The sequence below is a fragment of the Catenulispora sp. GAS73 genome, from assembly GCF_041262085.1.
GTDB lineage: Bacteria > Actinomycetota > Actinomycetes > Streptomycetales > Catenulisporaceae > Catenulispora.
In genome coordinates, this window is the sequence record NZ_JBGCCM010000064.1 from 17057 (window position 1) to 37840 (window position 20784).

The following is a 20784-nucleotide window of genomic DNA, read 5'->3' on the forward strand; positions in this document are numbered from 1 at the left end:
CCATGGGGGCGTTCGACGATTTGACTACGTTCGAAGAAGGCGACATACCCGTCCCGACAGCCGTCCGTCAACCAACCTCGAGAGCCCATACCCAACCGCAATCTTACCAGGGGCCCGCGCGATATGACCTGACCAACAACGAGTCATTCACTGACTCCCACTTCGCGGGGCCATCCCCGAAATCGGGCCCGGACGTGCGGAGTTTCGGTGCCCCGCACCTCCGCCGACCGGGGATGCGGTCAGCAGGAGGCGCGGGGCGTCGGCGTCCGTCAACCTGCGACCGGCCTGTCGTCGGCTGCGGATACCTCGTTCTTGTCGGTGCGGACGAGCAGCACGGTCGTGACCGCGGCGAAGGCGATGAGTACGGCGCTGACCCAGAACCCGACGGTGAAGCTGTGCACCATGCCCGCCTTGATCACCTGCTGGGATGGCGGGTGGGTGACGGCGTGCGCCACGACGTAGCTGGCCGCCGCGGTGGCGGCGATGGTGTTCAGGAGCGCGGTACCCAACGAGCCACCGATCTGCTGCACCGAGTTGATCAGGGCGCTGGCCACGCCGGCGTCGTGCTCGGCGACGCCGATCAACGCGGTCGAAGACATCGGGACGAACACCAGTCCCATACCGAAGGCCATTACGACCTCCGCCGGGAAGACGCGCGCCCAGTAGCCGGTGTCCACTCCGATCCGCGTGAAGAGCACCATGCCGAGGACGACCATCAGCAGACCGGCCACCATCGGGAAGCGCGGCCCGATCCGTGGCAGCACCGCGGAAGCGACACCCGCGCCGACAACGAGGACGGCGGTCAAGGGCAGGAAGGCCACGCCGGTCATCAGCGGCGAGAAGTGCATGACGGTCTGCAGGTAGTAGGTCATGAACAGGCCGATGGCGAGTATCCCGGCGCCGGCGAGCAGCGCGGCCAGGAACGACCCGCCCCGGTTCCGGTCAAGGACCACCCGCAACGGCAGCAGAGGCCAGTCGCTCCGGACCTCGATCACCACGAAGACGGCGAGCAGCACCGCGGCGCCCAGCAGCCAGACGATCGTCGTGGTCGAGGACCAGCCGTCTGTCTGGGCCTTTGTGAAGCCGTAGACCAGTCCGACCAGTCCGAGTGTCGAGGTGAGGGCGCCGGGCAGGTCGTAGCGGGTGTCGCCCTTGACCTTGCTCTCGGTCAGGACGCGGGCGGCCCCGACGGCCGTCCCGAGCGCGATGGGCGCCCCGATCAGAAGCGTCCACCGCCAGTTCGCGTATTCGGTCAGCAACCCGCTCATGAGCAAGCCGACGGCCGAACCGGCGCCGGAAATGGCGCCGAACACACCGAACGCCCGCGCGCGTTCCTTCGGCTCGGTGAAGGTGACGGTCAGCAGCGACAGCGCCGCCGGTGCCATCACTGCGGCGAAGGCACCCTGCAGCCCGCGTGCTGCGAACAGCATCCCCGCGTTGGCCGCCGCGCCTCCCAGCGCCGAGGCGCCGGCGAACCCGAGCAGGCCGATGATGAACGCGCGCTTACGACCGGTGTAGTCGGCGACCCGGCCACCGAGCAGCAGAAGACCGCCGAAGGTCAGCGCGTAGGCCGTGAGCGCCCACTGGCGGTTGGCATCGCTGATGTGCAGCGCCTTCTGGGCCGTCGGCAACGCGATGTTGACAACGGTCGCGTCCAGCACGATCAGGAGCTGGGACACCATGATCACCGTCAGCGCCAGCCAGCGCCGGGGATCAGGCACCGCGAGGGGATTCGGCGCAATGCCTCGCACCGGGATCCGAACGGCATCGTGAAAATCTGTCAATTCGGCCATGATTCATTCTCCAAAATGGGCATGCCGATGCCCGGAGCGAAGTGAACCTCTAGTGAAAATCAGTGAGGGAAGACTGTCCGGATCGATGATCTGCATTCAGTAGGAAACATCGCCCGTATCCTTTCGACGCCTCCCGTACCTGTGTGACGCCAGCGACAGGCAGGAACGCATGCGCTGACTGCGAGATTGAGCTCGGCTTCCCCTCCGAGCGTTTCCAGGATCTGGCAGGGGCAACGTGATCGACAGATCCCGATGTCGTTGATCGCAGGTGACAAATGTCATCGCCAGGCGTCCACAGCCGCATCTGCCTGGGTGAAGGAGTTCCGGAGGATTATTGACGCATCCGTCGGCTGGCGTGGCCTCACCTCGTCCGAGGAGGATTGCGTGCAATGGCCCTCGCCGCGGCAGCGCCCCTGTCTGGATGCGTCTCCCGCATTGACGTGCGGGAGCGGACGGCGGAGGTCGTCAGTCTGGACGGGGTGCGGTCGTCGGATCGCCTGGTGCCGTTCGCGAGGGCGAGCGCCATCAGCGTTCCGTTCAACCTCAGGCACGTCGTGTATGCCGTGCGGGGCGCGCGAGCACCGGGAGCGCGGTGGACGCTGACGGCAATGGCCGTGATGATCTTCGGCGCGCTCCCCCTCGTCGAGGTCGGCCGGCTGTGGGCGTTCTCCTCGCTGGCGGTCTCCGTGCTCGTCGTTCTCCTGCCGCGGCGGTCGACATCGTGGTTCGTAGCGCTGGTTGCGGCGCCGGTCCCGCTCGCCTTCCATGACGCGCGATCGGGACCCTACTTCGTGACGTCGGTGGCGCTCGGTGCCGGCCCACAGGCGATAGTCGATCGGGGATCCGCCGCGAGCGCATCGGTATCGCGGTTACCGTTGGCCGTCGAGGATGGTCTGCGCGCACTGCTGACCGCCGCTGGGATCGAGGCTCTTGTCGTCGCCGAAAGCTCGGACCTCGTCGACACCGTCGTCGACGAGACTCTCAAGGCGACGCTGCGTCGCGGGATTGGAGCGCTCCTGCGGAACGGGAACGTGAGCACTTGCGTCGTTACGGTTCGCAGTGATGTCGTTAAGACCGCGCTGCAGATTCAAACCGACCGGTCCGCTCGATCACCGCGGAGGTGGCCGCGTGTTGAGCGGGATGAGGGTTGACTCAGTGTCCGTGCCGGGGACGCTGCGTCGCGCTCGATGGTTTCTGGTCGCGATGCACGTACCCGCTGTCGGGATCGCCTGGGTCGGCTCGACCTTCGGAACCGACGGCGGCCCGTCGTGGAACCCTATAGGGGTGGCCGCGTTGTCTTTGGCGCTCGTCGGACTGCAGCTACGGCACAGCTTCGCAGCCGCTCGCAGAGAACGCCCTCGCGGTTGGCCGCTGAGCTTCTTTGCCCTCATCGCCCTGGTGTATGTGCCGATGATTTGGCTCACCTGGAACTGGTCACAGATGCAGTGCCTGGTGGTTGCCTCGACGCTCATGATGCTGCGTGGCTCGCTGGCGCCAGCGGTGGTCGCGATACTGGTCCTGGTGTCAGGTACCTTGGGAGCAGCCCCCCATATCCGGACGGGTTGGATTGCTGCCGTGGGCGATTTCATCTACGTGGTCTTGACGCTACTCGTCGCCGGAGTGGCCTTGTTCGGCGCGGCACGTCTGGTGTCGGGCCTGCGTGAGTTGCAGGCCACGCGTGCGGAGTTGGCGGGTCTGGCCGTCGTGCAGGAACGTCTGCGCATCTCTCGTGACTTGCACGACCTGCTGGGACAAACGCTCTCGGCGATCGCCCTCAAGGGCGATTTCGCCCTACGTCTGCTGCATCGGGACCCGCCAGCGGCACGCACGGAGATCTCCAGCCTGACGGGCATGGCCCGCGATGCGCTGCACGACATGCGGTCCGTCGCCCGCGACCAGCTCGTGATCGCGTTGAACGTCGAGGCTGAGGGCGCAGCAGCCGTGCTGTCGGCGGCCGGCGTCAAGTCCACGATCGAGCTCGACCTGACCGACCTGTCACCACCGCTGCGACGGACCCTGGCCTGGGCGGTAGGCGAGGGAGTGACCAACGTTCTGCGGCACAGCCGAGCGCAGACCTGCTCGATCATCGCGGGTCGCAGCGAGGGCATGGTAAAGCTGGAAATCGTCAACGACGGCGCCGGGACCGTAGGCGAGCGAGGCGGCGGCCTGACCGACCTCGCCGCCCGAACCCTGGCACTGTCCGGCACCCTGACCGCGGTCCGCACGACGGATGGACGGTTCCGCCTCACCGTCCAACTGCCCGAGGAGGCCGAATGATCAAGGTCCTGATCGCCGAGGACATGCACATGATCCGCGGAGCCCTGGTGGCGCTGCTGTCCCTCGAGGAGGACATGGAGATCGTCGCCGAACTCGACCGCGGCGACCAAATCGTGCCAACCGCACTGGCCACCCGACCTGACGTCGCTGTCCTCGACATCGACCTGCCAGGCCTGGACGGGCTCAGCGCCGCCGAACACCTGCACGAGCAACTCCCCGAATGCCGCACACTCGTACTGACCGGACTGAGCCGCCCCGGCTACCTACTGCGGGCACTCCAAGTACATGTACGGGGCTTCATCGTCAAAGACGCCCCAGCTGAGAAACTCGCCGACGGCATCCGCCAGGTCGCCAACGGCAAACGAGTCATCGACCCCGACCTGGTGGCCGCCGCGCTGGAAACCGGCAGCACCCCGCTGACCGGGCGCGAAGTCGACGTCCTTCGCGCCGCCGAGAGCGGGAACTCCACCGAGCAGATCGCCGCGGAGCTGTCACTGTCACCTACGACCGTACGCAACTATCTGTCGAACGCGATCAGCAAGGTCGGTGGACGCAACCGCATCGACGCCATCCGCATCGCCCGCAACGCCGGGTGGCTTTAGTGGACATTCACGTCGACGTCGTGCGGCGCAGCCACGGCGACACCGGGTTCCAGGTCCTGCTGCACCGCCGCCTGGTCCGCGACGACGAGACTCATTGGAAGACCTCGCGCGCGCCGAATCAACCGTCCGCGCAGGCTTCGCGCAATAAATATATGCCAGGCCTTGGACCGGAGAAGGATCCGGCCCCGTACTCGGGCAACGCCGGTCACCCCGGGATGAACGTGCAGATCGTCACTGACGTGGACGGCCGTGTTGCAGCCACTGGCCGGCACCCGCGCCTGGCGCCTGGCGCGTGCGCTAATCGTGCGTTCGCCAACGCGGCGGCGACCGTCGCGCCTGGGCCCGAGTCGGCACGCCGCCTCCCGAGCGCGCCAGGCATCCGGCAAGGCTCACGAGACCATATTCGCCCAGAGCGGTCGCTCCACCGCGTCCAGCACCGGCCGCGGTCCACCCAGGCCGAGAGCGCCGCGAGCGGCGGACGGCGCCTGCCGACGTTACGCCGCTTCATCGGCCCGATCATTCTCCTGAGCGGTCAGCGCGCAGTCTTGCCCGGCATCGTCCGCCCCTTCTCCGCCACTGCGGCCTGCTCCAATGCCGCTGGCCGGGCCGAACGCGGCGAGGGCGTTGTTCAAGGCCGGAGCGGCGGGCGGATCGTTCGGCGATCGGCGACGGCCAGGTGCTGGTCGTCCGGATACGCTGTGTGAACCAGGCTCCTCAGGGTCCCGCCCCCTTGGGCGTCGCCCAAGGGGGCGGCGCCAGCATCGCGGCGGCGCTGCCAGCGAGTTCGGTCTCGGCGTCTACAGTCGTCCGCTGGACGCGCAGGACGACCAAGTCCGCGCGATGGCGGTGCTCCAAGAGATGTCCGGCCAGCTCAGCCTGCACGTCTTCGCGCCGCCGTCCGGCACCCGGTCCCGCCCGCCTATCGTCGACTCTGGGGTCGTCGACAAGACGTGCACCATCCGGCTGCGCCGCAAACTGGACTTCATCACCGTCGAAGGATCGCCGCCCCGGCCGCCGCTCAACCTTCGCGATCGGAGCCGTACGTCGGGGACCGTTCACTTTGGAGCCGATCGGTCATGGACCGATCGCAACGCCCAACACAGCCTGAATCAATGCCTCGGACGCCCTTCCGCAGACTCGACGAGTGCGGGCATTTCCTCCAACCGGGGCGCAAAGATGTTGTACAGCGGCTCCTGTGTGATCGCCATCTCCCGTTGAAGGCCGATCGCGACAGCAGCCGGTGCGAGCCGAGCCTTCATGAATGCATCAAAATTCTCGGTACTGTCCCACACCTCGGTGATCCGATATCCACCGTCGATTCGCGCCGTAAGGTGAAGGTAAAGCCCGGGCTCGGGATTCGTCTCAACCCCCATTTTGTCGAGAACCGCGCGGTACTCGGTCGGCGTCAGGCCCAAGACGTCAATTGTAGTGATGAAAGCCATGATCTGGTTCTCCTTCGGAGATTGTCGGGAATCGAAGCACAGCGTGCAGTCACGCTCGAAAATGCCAGCCTCGTCCACCCCATCCTAATCCGTACGGACGTTTTCGGCAGGAGCGGCGTCGGCCTGTTGCGTGTCAGTCGTGGATGACCAGAACCTCGTACGTCGGACCATTCGACGTGTCAAGGTGGGAGTTCACCACGGCGAGCCGATTGCCGAATTTGACAGCCTGGGCTCGTTGGAGTCGTCGAACGGCGCGCCATACGGTGTATCGTCACGTCGCTCATAAAGGAGACGTTCGGGTCACCCAGGCCGTGGCTGGCGACCAACGCCCGGTCGTCGGTGTCTTTGGTTCTTCCACCGGATAGTTCAGCATCGCGTTCCGCCGATTCAACGGTCAAGATTGAGCGCGATACGCGACCCCATTCCTTCTCGATAGGCGAGGCGGACTAACAACACCCAGGCAGGCTCGATAAAGCGAGCGGCGTCGAGCCCTCCCGCATCGATCACAGTAGCGGGCAAGTCGGCCATGAGTCTGCCTACGAGCGCCTTGGCTTCGGCATTGTCTCCCGCGACGAACAGTCCAACTGGCTTGCCTCCCACCAATGGATTATCAGAGTGGAGCAAAGCGGCGAAGGTCGGGATTCCCTTGACCACGAGCGCTCCGGGCGCAAGACGCTGCACTTCCTCGCCGGCGGACGTAACGGTGCCGATCTGTAGGGCACTCAGGTCCGGCTTCATCGAGTTGGTGCAGTCCCAGATCACAGTGCCGCTGAGGTCACCGAGCAGCGCGACCGCGTCGGAAACTGCTGTCCAGGGCACAGTCAGGGCGAGGACCTCGGCCCATGCCTTGACATCGATGGGAGTACCACTCATTACACCGAATCGGGCGGCCGTCGCGGCCAACTTCTCGGTGTCGCGACTATAGCCGAGCATCACCTGATGCCCTGCAATCTTCAAGCGCTTGGCCAGTGCGGTGCCCAGACTGCCGGCACCGATAATCCCTACCTTCATTGAGCCCTCGCCTCAGACAGAGATCCGACGAGCACGCGCAACGGCTGCGTTGAGGCGACCACAAGCGCGCAGAACGTGGGAGAAAAGAACGCCCGGACGATGTTCGGGACCCCAGGCGGACGCCAGGCTATTGCGAACCGCGCTAGGGCAGCAGCAGAGAACCCATCACTGAAAGGGAAGCAGAGGCGGCAGCACCGGCCGCCGGACCGCCCGTGGTCGGATGGGTCATCTCTGCGAAGCATTTGACCAGGACACCAAACACCGCTGCCAAGACGCTGCCATGGAGCTGCCAAAATACTGTTGAGTGCGGGGCCGGCAACGTTGTCGGGTCGTTCACGAGACATTGTTCGGATTTATCCCGACCGGTGCCGTCGCGGGATAAGGATCGGTGTCCGGCCCGACGATTGCCACACATCGATCATTGAGTCCGTCAGATGCGCCCGGGCCTCACGCCTCGAAAGCCTCCGGCGGTTACCGAAAGCGAGCCCGCCCCTACTGCCTCGGCTGATCCAGGTTGGCCAATGCGTGCGACAGCCGCTTCGTGCGTTGCAACGTACCGTGACCCGATCTCGACGATGTGAACGTGCCTTTCGGACCCTATGGAGCAGGCGGACGACGGATGAGAAAGTTTGCGCCCCGCGGAACCGTTCCTGGATCGCCGCCGTCTGAGAGGCATGAATCGACGAACAGTCCTGCCACTGACAATTCCGCTCACTGCATTCCTGCTGGCCACGGCGAATGGGTGCAGGTCGACGACGGCCTCGGGGCCAGCAGGGCCAAGTTCCGACGAGGTTACGACCTCGTCCGTTGGCAGTCCGGCAGCGACGGGCGGCAGGGCAACGACGGGGCCGGGCGTCAGCATGAGTTGGCCGAGTTTGCCGCCGGCGCCGGCGGGTGCCGTGTACGTGACCGAGCAGGACAAAGGGAAGGTGATCACTGTTGCGAAGGGAAAGGAGATTCTGCTGGTGCTTTTCTCGACGTACTGGCAACAGCCCACGGCCTCCGGCTCGGGAGTGCTGACGGCTCTGGACACGCCTCGGATCAGCGCACCACCGATTCCAATGAGCACGTACTGCGGCAACCCTGTGCCTGGGTCTGGGTGCGGGCTCAAGGTGTACGCGTTCGACGCCACGTCGGCGGGGACGTCGGTGATCTCGACGTCACGCACAAGTTGCGGGGAGGCGATGGGGTGTACGGGGTCGAAGGGGTCGTATTCGGCGACGGTGGACGTGGCGGCGGCGAACGGCTGAGTCCTCGAAAACTGTTAGCCCGGATGTCGCAGCCGCCGAACTCCTCGATCAGGCGGTCCACCATCGCGGTGTATTGGCCGCGGTGATGCACGTCCGCCTCGACGGCGAAGGCGGTGCTGCCGACAGAGGTGATCGACTCGACCACCGCCTTCGCCGGCTACGAGGTGTGCGAGCGGCTGGCCACGACGCGGGCGGCCGCGGCCGCCAGGTCCTCGGCGACCGCCTTGCCGATACCGGTGGCGGCGCCGGTGACCAGCGCGGCCTTGCCGGTCAGCGAGCGCCGGTCGATGCTGCCGCTCATGCTTGGAACCAGTAGTCGAGCCACACGTCCGCACCCTCGCCGAGGTTCGCCATGAAGCCGCCGGTGCCACGCAGCCCGGTCAGCTCGCCGGTGGCAGAACCCGGGACGACGAACCACTCGCCGGAGACGACGCTGTCGGCGACGGTGCCCTGGTCCAGTAACAGGAACGTGCCCCGGCGCCCACCCAGCGTGCCCGAGACACGTTCGACGCCGACAAAGCTAGCCGAGCCGTCGGCGAACGCGGCTTGCAGGAACTCCACGACGCCGTCGGCTTCGATGTCGCCCGCGAAGCTCTCCTCGACGTGGATTCTGGTCAGGCTGCCGCCGTCGGCCAGCTCGTCGTATGCCGAGGGTTCGTACTTGGCGACCGTGATCTTCGCCTCAGCACGGGTGGTCACCGGAGTGCTCATCTTCATAAATCGATGCTGTACACCTACCCTGCTATACCACTGCCATTGCACTGTCATAGCACTGTTAGCGGGCGTTCGACTCGGGCGGGAGGTCTGTGGTCAACGGGCCGAAGATCCGTCAGCAGCTTTCCGGCTCAGGGCAACAAACCGCTCCCGGCCTGTTGCGCGGGTCCTCCAAGCACGGTCGCGCTCAGCACGATCTCGAGCATGACGCAGTCGACCTCGTCATCTGCGGCTCGATAACGCTCGGCATCGCCCTCGACCAAGTCCTCGGCGGGCGCGCCGTGCGGTGGCCTTGCCGATCCAGTCCCGTAGCGGTGTTCAGCACGGCGAACAGACCGACGGTGCCGTACCGGTGATAGTCGCGGCTGCGGCACTGAGGCACAGCAGGGAGCTTCGGCAGCACCGGCACGGACCTGATCAAGGTCGAAGCGGGGCTTACCGTCCTTGGCCGTGCCCGCTCCGGTTCGCGCCCTCGGCTGCGGCGACATGTCGAAGTGGCAGTTGCAGCTCGCCGCCTCGGACCGGAACTGCTCCCAACGCCAGAGCCGGATGAAGTTGTGTCCGCGTTCGGTGAGGAACCGGAGGTACGCCACGAAGTCCAGCTGCTCGGCCTCGGCCGTGCTAGACGGGCCCGGGCCGTCGTGGAGAATGTTCCAGATGTGCGACCCCGTTCGATGGGCCGCGCGTCTTGGGCCGGGGCCCATCGCAGCGGTGTAGCGGGGGTTCGTCGGCGAGACGATAGGCGGCCCGGTGGCCGGTTGTGGATCGGATGTCATGGATCCAGCCTCCGCCCCGCGGATGCGGGAAACATCTGCCTTCTGGCCAATACGCCGGGTCAAGCGTGCCCGGGTTCGATCCACCACTTGCCCCTGCGGCTGCCAGCCGGACCGGGCATTGTGTGCTCCATGGGCGGCAGACAGGTGGCCGACGGTTGCGCGTCCGATCGCCCGGGTGCCCCACAACGTGCAGGCCCACCTGACGTCGTTCGTCGAACGCGGCATGGAGAAGGCGCAGGCCGGCGGGTTGCTTTCCCGGCACCGGCTGGTGACCTGACGTCGAGTACGACGCGGCCACGCGCGAACTGGCCGGCGATGTCGGCGACGAAGGGCTGCGCGCGCTGTGCCTGAACCTATTGGCGGTCGGCTCCTTCTATACGAACTTCGACGAGGCGTGGCGACTGCGCGACCGGGCCCATGACGCGGCCCGGGTAGGCTGGAACACCTTCGTGCTAAGTGGCGCACGGGCGCTGCAGGCCATGATCCTTCACCTGCGGGACCGGCACGCCGAGGCCGAAGCGATCATCGATGAGTCCGTCCGGCAGCGTCTGCAGCACCACCGAGGCGTCCTGTTCACGCTGCTGACTTCCAGACCATGGCGGCGCTGTCGATGCGCCGAGATGACCACAGACCGCCGTCACCTGGCTGCAGCCGGCCGCCGGCTCCACCGACCGGGGCGTCGCGACCCGGCTCGCCGGTCCGGCGCCGCCCCCGGCTTGGTGCGGCGCTCGCCGCCGCCGACCGCCACGACGAGGCGCTGGCGGCGCTCGACCGGGCCGTTGATGCCGCTCGACGCTTGCAGCTTCCTGGTCCCCTGGCGGATACATATGCCGCGCAGGCCGAACTCGCCGCCGCCGAACCGGACGGCCTTAACCGCGCCGTCGAACTCCACCATGCGGCGCTGACCATCCGCGTCGACCATGGACTGCGTGCTGCGCGGCCCGACAGCCTTGAAGCGCTTGCCTGCATCGGTTCGGACATCCAACCCAACGCCCGACGACGTGCGTGTGCTGTATGCGACGGGGTCGCCGCGCGCCATGAACGGCCTGCCTCGCGGGACCGACCAGCAGCGGGCCTACGAGAAAATGGTTGCCAAACTCCGGCGAGCGCTGGGAGAGACAGCGTTCGACCGCGCGGCCGCAGAGGGTACACGGCTCGCCCTCGACCAGGGCGTTGAATACGTCCGCCGGGCCCGCGGCCGCCGGGGCCGACCCGCCGCCGGCTGGTCGAGCCTCACCCCGACCGAGCTCGAAGTCGTCCGCCTCGTCGCCGAAGGCCTCACCAACCCGCAGATCGGTGTCCGCCTCTTCATGAGCCGCGGTACGGTGAAGACGCACCTCTCGCACATCTTCACCAAGCTCGATAAGGCCAACCGCACCGAACTCGCCGCCGCCGCGATCGACCGCGGACTGCCGAACCGCGGAGGCTCGTAACCGGAGACCGACACCGACGAGGTCTCCTGGAACCCGAGCGTGAGGCGCACCCACTGACTCGCGGTTGATCTCTGAGGCGTCGTCGGCAGCGGCTGGACGGGGTCGGCGGGCACGGCGGGTTCCGGCGTCAGCCGGCGCAGCAGGAGAGATTGGCGGGGTCGAGGGTAACTCGACTCCTCATCAAGAGTCGACCCCAAGACGTGACCCCGGCCGGCGCGGCAGCGGTGTGTCCGCCATCGGGATCGGCGCCGTGCTGCTCGCGGTGATCTGCTGTGCCGGGCCTGCTCTCCTGGCCGCCGGGGCGCTGAGCGCGATCGGTGCCTGGTCCGCGGTCCCGTGGGTGATCGTGGTCCTCGCCGCGTTGACGTTCGGCGCCGTCGTGCCGCAGATCCGGCCCAGATGACAACCAAGCCGCCATGGCGCCCCAAGCCACGGCACGGGGTCGGCGTGTCCACGCCCGCGCCGACCCACCCAAGGGTGCCCACGATTCGCCGGTCGTGTCGACCTCAAATCAAGATCGTTTAAATCGTTTCACAACATCATCCGGAACGGTATGCGCATCTGCACCGGAACACCTGGCGGCGTTGTCACCCAGAAGGCCGCGTCGTGCCGATACCTCTTACAGCGCCTAGTCCAAGCGCAAGCGCTGCCACCAGGGAACGCCACGGTAACGAAACCGGACGGCGCCTTGACCCTATGACTCCTCCAGGGCTACCGTCCGAGAAAATATTAAAAGGTTTCAATCACGGGAAGGTTCAGCAGGATGAGTGGTCCGAACGCTACAAGTCTGCTGCCGGTTCCTGCGACGGCAGCTATGCAGTTGGACTCCGTCAAGGCCGCAGAGGACGGATCGGCCAGGCTCCACCCCGTCGAGGCTCAAGGCCCGCTGGGTAGGAACGGCACTCGCGACGCGTCCCTCGCGAAGATCCTCATCTGCGTATGCCAATCCGACGGTGGTCGGGTGCTGATCGCACGTCGCCCGGCGGTCCCCGACCTCGACGACGCCGAGAACACCTTCACTGGCCTCCGGCATTGCCCCGCCCACCAGATCGACCGTGCCGCAAAGCATCGGGTCGCCATCGAGGTTTTCCGCCGTCCTGGCGTCGAACACCGACCAGCGCGCAAGGCACGCGACCTGTCGGTGGTCGGCCGCAGATCGTCGAGAGCGCGACGGAGCCGTTGCTGGACTCCGATCCGCCGGAAACAGGCTAGCCGGCCGCCGCGTCGGTCGCCCTCAACCCCGAACCTGGTCTTCGAGGTGATGCGCACCCTGCGTTGGCAGGAGGCTGCGGTCACGTCTATCGTCCACCGGCTCACGGACCAGGGTGCTCACCGTGTGCCGAGTGCCTCGCGCATCCTTCGTCAGGGGGAGGCTGACTGGACTGGCGGGGCGCAAGTCCACGCCCTTCACAGCGGAGCAAGGGCATCGTGAACAGCCACCACGCGCCGACCATCGTCTCGACGGTTATCGTCGGTGGCGTCGCCATCGTTGACGGCGGCGAGCCGGGAGCCAGCCTCGAGGCGGTTCAACGAGGCGCTCGTCGTCACCAAGATCGTGTCCTTCTGGAACGAGGCAATCGCCCACGGGCTCATCCCGCCAGGGGGCTACTCGTCGCGGGCGATGCCCTTCGACCGGCCAACTCCTTTGCGGCCGCGGCGGCCCGAGCGACTGCAGGAACGTGCCGCGACCGACAGAACGGACTTGCGGTCGTCCCGACACGAAAGGGATCGAATGAGCCGCTACTGCTTCCTGTTGCGGGTAAAACCCGAACTGCTCGATGAGTATCGGGCGCGGCACCAGAGGGTGTGGCCGGAGATGCTCCACGCGCTGGCTGCGGCCGGTTGGCGCAACTACTCGATCTTCGCCAGCGGCGATGGGCTCCTGGTCGGCTACGTCGAGGCCGACGATCTGGGCGCCGCCCAGGCGGCCATCGCCGACACCGAGGCGAACGTCCGCTGGCAGGCCGAGATGAGCCGCTATTTCACGGGGCTCGACGACCGCCGGCCGGACGAGAGCCTCCAGCTGCTCGACGAGATCTTCAACCTTGACGACCAACTGCTCGGGCTCCAAGGAGGAAACCAGCCATGACCACGACGCCCAACCTCGCCAAAGGTGTCCCTGGGCTGCGGCGGATCACAACGCGACGCACGAGAGTCGGCCTCGTCGCCGGCGGGCTCGGCGCCTACTGGCCGCAATTCCCCGACCTGCTGCCGCAGTTGCAGCGCTCGGCCACCCGAGTTGCCGAGCGGATGCGTGCACTGGACTGCGAGGTGGTCGACGCCGGGTTCATCTCGGACGCCGAGGATGGCGCCCGCGCCGCCGAACAGCTTCGGATGGCTGACTGCGACATCATCGTTGGCTTCCTCACCACCTATATGACCGCCTCAATGATTGTACCGATCGCACAGCGCAGCGGTGCGCCCGTACTGCTGATCAACCTGCAGCCCACCCAGGCAATGGACCACGCGAGCTTCGACACCGGCCAGTGGCTGGCCTACTGTGGTGCCTGCCCGCTGCCGGAGATGTCCAATACCTTCCTACGCTGTGGCATCCCCTTCCGCTCGGTATCGGGCTACCTGGAGGACGAGCGGGCCTGGATCCGGATCGGCAGGTGGATCCAGGCGGCTGGCGTCCGCGGCATGCTGCGGCACGGACGACACGGCCTCATGGGCCACCTATACCCCGGCATGCTTGACGTCTCAACCGACCTCACCCTGGTCCCCGCGAACCTCGGCGGTCACGTGGAGGTTCTGGAGTTCGACGATCTGCGAGTGCGAACCGCGGCGGTCACCGAGGCTCAGGTAGCCGAGCGCATGGCAGTAGCCTGTGACGTCTTCGACCTCGACCCCACCGTCCAGGACGAGGACTTCCGCTGGGCGGCAAGGGTCTCAGTCGGACTCGACCGGCTGGTCGAGGACTTCTCGCTGGACAGCGTGGCCTACTACCACCGAGGCCTGGAAGGCGAACAGCACGAACGGCTCGGCGCCGGCATGATCCTCGGCGCGTCGCTACTCACCGCACGCGGCGTGCCGACCGTCGGCGAGTACGAGCTGCGCACTTCGCTGGCGATGCTCATCCTCGACCGGCTCGGCGGCGGCGGTTCGTTCACTGAGCTGCAGGCTCTCAACTTCCGCGACAACGTTGTCGAAATGGGCCACGACGGCCCTGCCCACCTGGCGATCAGCGGACGCCGACCCCTGCTGCGGGGTCTTGGGGTCTACCACGGCAAGCGCGGCTGGGGCGTCTCTGTCGAGTTCGATGTGACCCACGGGCCCGTCACCACCTTCGGAGTCGCGCAACTGCGCGATGGCACGTTTCGCTTCGTCGCGTCCAGCGGCCAGGTGGTCGACGGCCCGCTGCTTCAAATCGGCAACACCACCTCACGTGTCGATTTCGGCTGCGACCCCGGAGAGTGGACCGACGCGTGGAGCGCGACCGGAATCTCGCACCACTGGGCACTAGGCACCGGCAACCTCATCCCGGAGATTCAAGCCACTGCGGAACTGCTCGGGATCGAGCTGGTACAGGTCAACGTGTAGACCTTTCAAAATCGCCAATCCGCACCGTCGCGTTGCACGGCTGGTGATAGGCCGACGGGCGGTTGTGGACCGGTTGAGGGCCTCGCGGACTGTTTTGTGCGATGCTGGTGTCGCGGTAGTGGGCTTGGTGTGATGTTGGCCGGGCTCGGCATGGCGCTGCGGCGGGTTTCCGGCCGGATCGTCAGGCTTGGGCGGCGACCGGTCTCGTGTTCCCGCTATCGCGGATGGCTTTGCGCAGGTTGTGGCAGGCGGCCAGGAGCCGCCATTCGCTGCAGGTTCCTTCCTCGCCGCGCAGCGGCAGTTCCCGGCCCTCGCCGGCGGGTCATGATCTGACCGAATACGGGGCTTACTCAAGGTGAATTCGTGAGGTTACGGGGGCTCGAGTGCGAGTCCGGCGTCTTTGATGTAGCGGTCGAGTAGCCGGTCAGTGCGGTGTTGGATCCGGCATAGCCGAGTGCTGATCAGGCGGGCGAGTTGGTCTATGGCGCCGAGGCGTGGTGCCCGGTTGCCCAGGCTTGCTTTGATCAGTCACCAGACCCACTCCAGTGAGGTGAGCTCCGGTGCGTAGCTGGTGCATGGTCAGGCAGTCTCGGTTGGTGAGCAGCTGACTGACGCATCTGGGCCGAGGTGTGCCGAGACAGCGTTGTACGACAGGATCAACCACGGCAGCCTGGACATCGGCAGCCTGCGTGAGGCAATGAACGACGCACCGCTACCTCAGGCCGCGGACGGTCGGCTGGTGCTGGCCGTGGACGTGTCGCCGTGGCTGCGCCGGGACGCGAACACCTCCCCGCACCGGTATTTCTGCCACACCTACGGCCGTGGCAAGGCTCGGCTGGTATGCCGACCGCGAGGACGGCTCGGTTGTAGCATCGGGCATGCCCGGCCATCGGCTTAGCCCGCAGTACCGAGCGAACCGATCGAAAACCGGGGTAGCAGCGTGAACCAGGACGTCGGCAGGGCTGAGCAGAACGGGGCGTTGATGTCTGCCCAGGTCCACCAAGCCAGCGGAGTGGTAAGCGCTCAGCTCGGGTTTTCCGGTGCGGAGGCGCTGGTGAAGTTGAAGGCTTATGCCGATGCTCATGGGCGGGGGATCGTAGAGGTCGCGGCCGATGTCATGGCGGGCCGGTTGCGGTTCGATGGTCCTGCTGCGTAGTAGTCGGCCGGCCCGGCGTGCGAGCTGTGCGGCGTAGCCGAGTCGGGTGTTGCCCGCGTCTTGGGTCCAGCGTGTGGCTCGGTCGAGGCTGATGCCGAGCATCCGTGTGATGACGGCGGCGGGCATCTCGGCGGCCATCTCCATCAGCGCGGTGTTGCGGCCGAGGGTCGGTGAGATGCCGAGTTCTCGTAGCCTCCTCGTCAGGTCGCTAGGGGCCAGCGGACGTCCGAGCCGGGATCCCGGGTAGAGCCACACGCTGTCTTCAGGCGCGGTCGGAGTGGCTCCGCGACGGTCGTCGATGAGCATCATGACCAGGTCTCCGAATGCTGACGGCAACAGGATCGGTCCCTCGGCGAGGAGGAGTTCCACGCCGTTGTCGGTGGCGGTGGCGTGCTTGGTCGTCAGCTGGGTGATGCGCACGGCGCGTTGAGCGTACAGCAGGACGAGGAAGCCCCGCGACGCGGTCGGGCACCGAGACCGAGCCGCCGTTCATGAGTTGGCGGGCCAGGGTTCTGGGTCAGCGGCTGCCGGTCTACGATCGCGCGAAGGCGCCGCAGGTGGTGCCAGGTGGCGAAGCTTCGCAGGATCGTGCGATAGTCGCTGCGCGAACGCGGCGTCGCCGGGAGCATCGCGCCAGCCTGCCCATCAGCTCCCATGCCCCACAGTATCCGATGGCGGCCTGGCGCACTTTGACGATGGGAAGCGGGGTCGCTGTCGGAGGGACCCCGATCTGGCGCGGCTTCAGGCCGGCCGGGGTGAGACGCCGGTGAGCTGCTGCAGGAGCTGGTCCAAGGCGCTGTGGACGTCGTCGACGACGGCGTTCGTCGTCGGTGTGCGGGATGATGACGGCGAGCATCTTCTACATGGTGTCCTTGGCTTCCAGCAGCTGGCCCTCGATGGAGGCCTTCGGGGCGTAAGCGAGAACGCAGCGGCCATGCCTCCCGAGAGCGCATCAATGGCATCCGCAAGAAGGTCAAGAACCAGAAATCGTTCCCGAAGTCACTCTGATCTCGCAGAGACCGAGACAGCAGGTCTATAGCAGGCTTCTGACACGTTGGCCGGATACTTTGTCGAAACACGCCGCTAAGCTCGTAGCGGCCGATCAGAAGGGATCGCGATGCATCTCAGAAGGTGTGCCGTCGTGCCCGCTCTCTTCACCGCCGTGCTCGGAGTCGGTGGTGTCTCGATGAGCGCGACAGCCTCCGCGAACACCACAGTCAGTACATCGTCGACCGTCAGCCCAAATGCTTGGGTCTACTCCGGCCGCTTCTTCTATAACGAAACCGCCTGCCGGGTCGATGGCAATGACGCTGTGAACGAGCTGCTCGCTCAGGCGTACGCCTGCAACTACGAGTGGAACAACAGAGCGGGTGGTCCCGTGTGGGATGAGTACTGGTTCCAGTCGTAGAGCGTTGAGGGCGCCTGAGATATCGCCGTGACGTCGACTTCGCGCTGGGTTTGGGTACCTTCGCGAGTCTCAGACGTGCTGGAATCTGAGCTGAGCTTGCTGTTTAACCTCAGGAATTGATCAAGGCTCTGCTCCTGGTTTGGGAACCAGGTTGAGGGCGTGTTCCGCCTCTGCGAGGCGGTGACGAGCTGACGCAGCTCCGGGCTGGCGTGTTCGACGATTCGCCGGGCAGGGTGACGGCCTCCGCGTGATGATGGGTTCTACGAAAAATACGCACTGTTACGAGGGGGCCGTCGTGTCCGGTGCCCTGCACCCTGCGATCGTCTGGGGCCGGTTGGCGGTATTAGCCGGGTTCCACTCTGTTCAGTAGTGCGGACCTGGCGCACGGCCAGCTCAGCGGCGGGATCGTACGGGTCGTACGGCATGCGCAGGTAGGCGCAGCACCTCCATACAGGTCGGCCGATCGCGTTCGGAGTCGTCGGCTATCCGTGTGATTCACGACGGCTGCCGGTGGGCGAAAAGACCCGCGCGGAACACGACCGACCCGCTGACAGATATCAGTCATCGGTGGACTGGAACGGCCCAACCTCTCCCGGCCGGTGAACGATGCAAGAGCGCGAGTCGTTCAACGCTCAGGCCGAGTCGCTGCTGGGTCGGATTCGCTCCGAGCTCCCCGCGAACTGGGCCGTCGAGGATCGCTTTCGCCCACTGTGAGATGCCACGCGCTGGACGGGTCTACTGGTCCGAGGCCCGTGCCATGGTGAACAAGCCCGGTTCGGTCTCGGTCAGGATTCCACGTCCGGCCAGGCAGTTGAGTCGCTGGCGCATGCCTCGCGATGTTTCGGCTCAGTCTCCGCGTCGAGCAACCGGCACAGATCACCAGCGCGTAGGCCGCCGACGGCGTTTCGAAGGCAACCAGGATCTGCCGGTAGGCCAGCTGGGCGGTCACCGGATCGGGCTCGGGCTCGGCCTCTTCGGAGTATCCCAGCGCCAGCATGGTCTCGCGGGTGATCGCCAGCCGGGACAGCTCGGTCTCGGTGGCGTCCAGCTGCTCGGCGAGCTCGGCAATCCGACCGCGGAGGTCCTCAGCGCGCGGGCGTCGGCCTCTCGATCGGCAAGCATCGTGAACAGCGAATCCACCGGGAGGATTCTTCCGTACCAGGCGTCACGCCAGGTCGGCATGATCGTGTCCGCCAACCGACGGCTCATGTTGTCGATCGACGACCACAGGATCATCGACGCCGAGGACTCCGGCCGGGCGTCTAGTAGTGCTTTGTCAGGTTGTGGTTCGGTGTCATGCTGCGAGGTATGACACCGGATCAGATGATCGAGGTGCTGCCTCGGTTGGAGGAGTTCGCCGCTGAGGTCTTCACGGATCTGGCCAGGGCGGATCAGCGGGACAAGGGGATGCTGTATCTGCGTGGCCTGATGACCGACGGCAAACGCAAGTCGATGCAGCCGATGGCCGAGCGACTCGGGATCGACCATCAACGTCTGCAGCAGTTCATCACCTCCTCCACCTGGAACTACACCGAGGTCCGACGTGTCCTGGCACTGCGCATGTTCGATGTGATCAACCCCGAGGCCTATGCCGTGGACGATGTCGGGTTCCCCAAGGACGGGACAGCCTCACCCGGGGTCGCCCCGCAGTACTGCGGGGCATTGGGCAAGATCGGGAACTGTCAGGTCGCCGTCAGCGTGCAGCTGGTGACCGATCACGCCTCCATGGCCGCGAACTGGCGGCTGTTCCTGCCCGAGTGCTGGGACGATCACATCCCGCCCAAGGCAGGAGATGAACAACAGGCCCAAGAGATGCTCACACGAACCAGGACCCAGCGCGAGCACTGCAAGATCCCCGACGCGGTTCGGCACCCCACCAAACACCAACTCGCCATAGACCAGCTCGACCAGATCACCGGCTGGGGCCTGCCGGCCCGCCCGATCGTGGCGGACAGCGCCTACGGTGACAGCACCGCCTTCCGCATCGCCTTGTCCACACGCTGCCTGCCCTACGTGCTGGCCGCGAACGCCGAGTTGTCCGTCCAGCCCGGCCACGCCGTGACCGTGAACATCTGCCCCGGGTCCCGCGGCCCCTGGCCCAAACCGCACTACCCGGACAAGCCCCAGAGCGTCAAAGCCCTGGCCGTCGAAGCCGGACGCCAGGCGTTCACCGAGACCTGCTGGCGCACCGGCACCCGGGCCACCGGCCACAACCCCACCGCGGCGATGGCCGGCAAGTTCCTCGCGCTGCGGGTACGCCCGGCCAACAAGGCCATTTCCCACGGTTCCGACCGCACACTCCCGGCCGAATGGCTCCTGGCCCAGTGGGACGACGACGCCCCAGAACCCTCCAACTACTGGCTCAGCACCCTCCCGCCGGATACCGACCTGCCCACCCTGGTACGCCTGGCGAAGATCCGCTGGCGTATCGAACACGACTACCGCGAACTCAAACACGGCCTGGGCATCGACCACTTCGAGGGCCGCAGCTACACCGGCTGGCACCGACACGTCACCCTGGCCACCGCCGCCCAGGCCTTCTGCACCCTGCTGCGTAGCGACCCAAAAGCCCCTGCGCCGGCCTGACCGTCTACCACGTCCTGCGAGAACTACAGGTCATCCTGGCGATCTGGACCGGCACCTGCCCCACCTGCACCAGAACCCTCACCCTCGCCGACCTCCGCAACGAACACACAACCTAACAAAGCACTACTAGTGCCGTATCAGGCAATGTTCGCCCCGTCGGTGTGGTGAGTGCCGCCGACGGGGCGGGTGTATCAGACTTGGCAGATGGCTGAGCGGGTGCAGGTTCGGGAGATCGACGACGACGAGGGTCGTCGGCTGCTGCGGATAGTGCGGCGTGGGACGGGGTCGGTGGTGACCTGGCGTCGAGCGCAGATGGTGCTGCTCTCAGCGCAGAAGATGCCCGTGGCGAAGATCGCCGAGGTCACGTTCACCGGCGAGGACCGGGTCCGCGATGTGATCCACAATTTCGACGCCGACGGATTTCGCCTCGTTGTACCCGAAGTACGCCGGAGGCAGGCCCCGCACGTTCAACCTGCCGGAACGCCGGGAGATCAAGAAGATCGCGAAGTCGAAGCCGGTCGAGCACGGCCTGCCGTTCTCCACCTGGAGCCTGTCTAAGCTCGCGGACTTCCTGGTTGCCGAGGGGGTGGTCGACGACATCTCCCACGAGGGCCTTCGGGTCCTGCTCCGTGACGAAGGCGTCTCCTTTCAACGGATAAAGACCTGGAAGACCTCGAAGGACCCGGACTACGCGGTCAAGAAGGCCCGGGTGGAGCACCTGTACGCGATTGCCGACGGCGAGGTGATACCCGAGCCGGGCGAACCGACGATCGTGTTCTGCCTGGATGAGTTCGGG

19 protein-coding genes and 2 pseudogenes are annotated in these 20784 nt (G+C 66.2%); 14 read left to right on the forward strand and 7 right to left on the reverse strand.

All coding sequences use genetic code 11. The features are described 5' to 3' along the window. Nucleotides 1-269: 269 nt before the first annotated feature. Nucleotides 270-1793, reverse strand: a complete 1524-nt coding sequence (locus ABH935_RS48810; protein ID WP_370384857.1) for an MFS transporter — start codon at nt 1791-1793, stop codon at nt 270-272. A 608-nt stretch (nt 1794-2401) separates the two neighbouring features. Here ABH935_RS48810 and ABH935_RS48815 point away from each other — a divergent pair. The 3 genes from ABH935_RS48815 to ABH935_RS48825 are packed head-to-tail and all read left to right on the forward strand — an operon-like array spanning nt 2402 to nt 4672. Continuing rightward, the gene (locus tag ABH935_RS48815; RefSeq protein WP_370384858.1) at nt 2402-2944 is read left to right on the forward strand and encodes a hypothetical protein; all 543 of its coding nucleotides are present in this window, start codon (nt 2402-2404) and stop codon (nt 2942-2944) included. A gap of 4 nt (nt 2945-2948) precedes the next feature. After that, a complete protein-coding gene (locus tag ABH935_RS48820) occupies nt 2949-4070 on the forward strand; it encodes a sensor histidine kinase (RefSeq protein ID WP_370384859.1) in 1122 nt (373 codons plus the stop codon). After that, complete coding sequence (locus tag ABH935_RS48825) at nt 4067-4672, forward strand: DNA-binding response regulator (RefSeq protein WP_370384860.1); 606 nt, start codon at nt 4067-4069, stop codon at nt 4670-4672. Before ABH935_RS48820 ends, ABH935_RS48825 begins: the two co-directional genes overlap by 4 nt. 1109 nt (nt 4673-5781) lie before the next feature. Here ABH935_RS48825 and ABH935_RS48830 read toward each other — a convergent pair. Together ABH935_RS48830 and ABH935_RS48835 are read right to left on the reverse strand one after the other, a co-directional pair. Beyond that, on the reverse strand, nt 5782-6192 hold the full coding sequence (locus ABH935_RS48830; protein WP_370384861.1) for a hypothetical protein: 411 nt from the start codon (nt 6190-6192) through the stop codon (nt 5782-5784). A gap of 309 nt (nt 6193-6501) precedes the next feature. After that, nucleotides 6502-7125, reverse strand: coding sequence for an NADPH-dependent F420 reductase (locus tag ABH935_RS48835; protein WP_370384862.1), 624 nt, complete (start codon nt 7123-7125; stop codon nt 6502-6504). Nucleotides 7126-8030: 905 nt separating this feature from the next. Here ABH935_RS48835 and ABH935_RS48840 point away from each other — a divergent pair. After that, nucleotides 8031-8375: a hypothetical protein gene (locus tag ABH935_RS48840; RefSeq protein ID WP_370384863.1), complete on the forward strand. Its 345-nt coding sequence runs from the start codon at nt 8031-8033 to the stop codon at nt 8373-8375. A 157-nt stretch (nt 8376-8532) separates the two neighbouring features. On the opposite strand, the gene ABH935_RS48845 is transcribed toward ABH935_RS48840, so the two are convergent. The 4 genes from ABH935_RS48845 to ABH935_RS48860 all read right to left on the reverse strand — a co-directional run bounded on the left by ABH935_RS48845 (nt 8533) and on the right by ABH935_RS48860 (nt 10787). Next, nucleotides 8533-8676 (reverse strand): SDR family NAD(P)-dependent oxidoreductase, encoded by a 144-nt coding sequence (locus ABH935_RS48845; protein ID WP_370384864.1) that lies wholly within the window; start codon nt 8674-8676, stop codon nt 8533-8535. Continuing rightward, nucleotides 8673-9092, reverse strand: coding sequence for a DUF3224 domain-containing protein (locus ABH935_RS48850; RefSeq protein WP_370384865.1), 420 nt, complete (start codon nt 9090-9092; stop codon nt 8673-8675). The genes ABH935_RS48845 and ABH935_RS48850 overlap by 4 nt, the downstream gene beginning before the upstream one ends. Before the next feature lie 128 nt (nt 9093-9220). After that, a complete protein-coding gene (locus tag ABH935_RS48855) occupies nt 9221-9865 on the reverse strand; it encodes a hypothetical protein (RefSeq protein ID WP_370384866.1) in 645 nt (214 codons plus the stop codon). Between the two features lie 637 nt (nt 9866-10502). Then, nucleotides 10503-10787 (reverse strand): hypothetical protein, encoded by a 285-nt coding sequence (locus tag ABH935_RS48860; protein WP_370384867.1) that lies wholly within the window; start codon nt 10785-10787, stop codon nt 10503-10505. 7 nt (nt 10788-10794) lie between these two features. Here ABH935_RS48860 and ABH935_RS48865 point away from each other — a divergent pair, with 7 nt between their 5' ends. The 10 genes and pseudogenes from ABH935_RS48865 to ABH935_RS48910 form a co-directional block, all read left to right on the forward strand. After that, nucleotides 10795-11298 carry a response regulator transcription factor gene (locus ABH935_RS48865; RefSeq protein WP_370384868.1) on the forward strand — a complete coding sequence of 168 codons (504 nt, stop codon included), beginning with the start codon at nt 10795-10797 and terminating at the stop codon, nt 11296-11298. Between the two features lie 226 nt (nt 11299-11524). Continuing rightward, entirely contained in the window at nt 11525-11701 is a 177-nt protein-coding gene (locus ABH935_RS48870; protein ID WP_370384869.1) for a hypothetical protein, read from the forward strand. 1071 nt (nt 11702-12772) lie between these two features. Beyond that, on the forward strand, nt 12773-13387 hold the full coding sequence (locus ABH935_RS48875) for an L-rhamnose mutarotase (RefSeq protein WP_370384870.1): 615 nt from the start codon (nt 12773-12775) through the stop codon (nt 13385-13387). Continuing rightward, nucleotides 13384-14838, forward strand: coding sequence for an arabinose isomerase (locus ABH935_RS48880; protein WP_370384871.1), 1455 nt, complete (start codon nt 13384-13386; stop codon nt 14836-14838). Before ABH935_RS48875 ends, ABH935_RS48880 begins: the two co-directional genes overlap by 4 nt. 634 nt (nt 14839-15472) lie before the next feature. Continuing rightward, a pseudogene (locus ABH935_RS48885) lies at nt 15473-15667 on the forward strand (transposase); the annotation flags it as partial. Nucleotides 15668-15778: 111 nt separating this feature from the next. After that, nucleotides 15779-15994 carry an ANTAR domain-containing protein gene (locus ABH935_RS48890; RefSeq protein WP_370384872.1) on the forward strand — a complete coding sequence of 72 codons (216 nt, stop codon included), beginning with the start codon at nt 15779-15781 and terminating at the stop codon, nt 15992-15994. Nucleotides 15995-17135: 1141 nt separating this feature from the next. After that, nucleotides 17136-17402, forward strand: a complete 267-nt coding sequence (locus ABH935_RS48895; RefSeq protein WP_370384873.1) for a hypothetical protein — start codon at nt 17136-17138, stop codon at nt 17400-17402. Between the two features lie 757 nt (nt 17403-18159). After that, nucleotides 18160-18714 (forward strand): hypothetical protein, encoded by a 555-nt coding sequence (locus ABH935_RS48900; RefSeq protein ID WP_370384874.1) that lies wholly within the window; start codon nt 18160-18162, stop codon nt 18712-18714. Continuing rightward, nucleotides 18711-19988: an IS701 family transposase gene (locus ABH935_RS48905; protein WP_370384875.1), complete on the forward strand. Its 1278-nt coding sequence runs from the start codon at nt 18711-18713 to the stop codon at nt 19986-19988. Before ABH935_RS48900 ends, ABH935_RS48905 begins: the two co-directional genes overlap by 4 nt. 204 nt (nt 19989-20192) lie before the next feature. After that, a pseudogene (locus ABH935_RS48910) lies at nt 20193-20784 on the forward strand (transposase); the annotation flags it as partial.

Excerpts from the sequence above, each read along its gene's own strand:
- ABH935_RS48810 (WP_370384857.1), bottom strand. The coding sequence starts at position 1,793 with ATGGCCGAATTGACAGATTTTCACGATGCCGTTCGGATCCCGGTGCGA.
- ABH935_RS48815 (WP_370384858.1), top strand. The coding sequence starts at position 2,402 with ATGGCCGTGATGATCTTCGGCGCGCTCCCCCTCGTCGAGGTCGGCCGG.
- ABH935_RS48825 (WP_370384860.1), top strand. The coding sequence starts at position 4,067 with ATGATCAAGGTCCTGATCGCCGAGGACATGCACATGATCCGCGGAGCC.
- ABH935_RS48835 (WP_370384862.1), bottom strand. The coding sequence starts at position 7,125 with ATGAAGGTAGGGATTATCGGTGCCGGCAGTCTGGGCACCGCACTGGCC.
- ABH935_RS48845 (WP_370384864.1), bottom strand. The coding sequence starts at position 8,676 with ATGAGCGGCAGCATCGACCGGCGCTCGCTGACCGGCAAGGCCGCGCTG.
- ABH935_RS48850 (WP_370384865.1), bottom strand. The coding sequence starts at position 9,092 with ATGAAGATGAGCACTCCGGTGACCACCCGTGCTGAGGCGAAGATCACG.
- ABH935_RS48855 (WP_370384866.1), bottom strand. The coding sequence starts at position 9,865 with ATGACATCCGATCCACAACCGGCCACCGGGCCGCCTATCGTCTCGCCG.
- ABH935_RS48860 (WP_370384867.1), bottom strand. The coding sequence starts at position 10,787 with ATGGTCGACGCGGATGGTCAGCGCCGCATGGTGGAGTTCGACGGCGCG.
- ABH935_RS48880 (WP_370384871.1), top strand. The coding sequence starts at position 13,384 with ATGACCACGACGCCCAACCTCGCCAAAGGTGTCCCTGGGCTGCGGCGG.
- ABH935_RS48900 (WP_370384874.1), top strand. The coding sequence starts at position 18,160 with ATGGTGAACAAGCCCGGTTCGGTCTCGGTCAGGATTCCACGTCCGGCC.
- ABH935_RS48905 (WP_370384875.1), top strand. The coding sequence starts at position 18,711 with ATGACACCGGATCAGATGATCGAGGTGCTGCCTCGGTTGGAGGAGTTC.